Source organism: Lactobacillus nasalidis (assembly GCF_016587775.1).
GTDB classification, from domain to species: Bacteria; Bacillota; Bacilli; order Lactobacillales; family Lactobacillaceae; genus Lactobacillus; species Lactobacillus nasalidis.
Genome location: NZ_BOCG01000481.1, coordinates 1 through 407 on the forward strand (window position 1 = coordinate 1; position 407 = coordinate 407).

The following is a 407-nucleotide window of genomic DNA, read 5'->3' on the forward strand; positions in this document are numbered from 1 at the left end:
CAGAACTTTGCTTTAGGTTAGAGCGCAAATTTTAGTCATACTTCAGAAACATATGTTTGGGGATCTGCAGGAATACGTGCTAAAATATTCCTCGAAACAAAGATTGAGAATGATATGGTTCTGAAAGCTGGTGAATTAAATGGCTGAACAGGCAGAAGAAGTACCGTCTAAATTAATTCAGACAAGAGTCTATGAACTACATCTAAACAAGACTATGAGAAGAGTTTTGGATGAAGCTTGTGACTATCGCCGCTATTGCTGGAATCAAGGCCTTGCCTTGTGGAACGAAATGTACAAGGCAAGACAAGCGCTTAAATCTTCTTTGGCTTCCGACCCGAAAAAGCTGACTGAAGAACAGAAAGTACTGCTTAAAGAAAAGCCTTCGCCGAGTGAACGAAGAGTTCGTA

Annotated in this window: 1 protein-coding gene; it reads left to right on the forward strand. The window is 40.5% G+C overall.

Annotation, left to right across the window (positions count from 1 at the left end; translation table 11 throughout):
* Positions 1–139 precede the first annotated feature (139 nt).
* Positions 140–407, forward strand: a 268-nt coding sequence (locus lacNas_RS09180; protein ID WP_201336385.1) for a helix-turn-helix domain-containing protein, incomplete at its 3' end; no start/stop codon positions are given.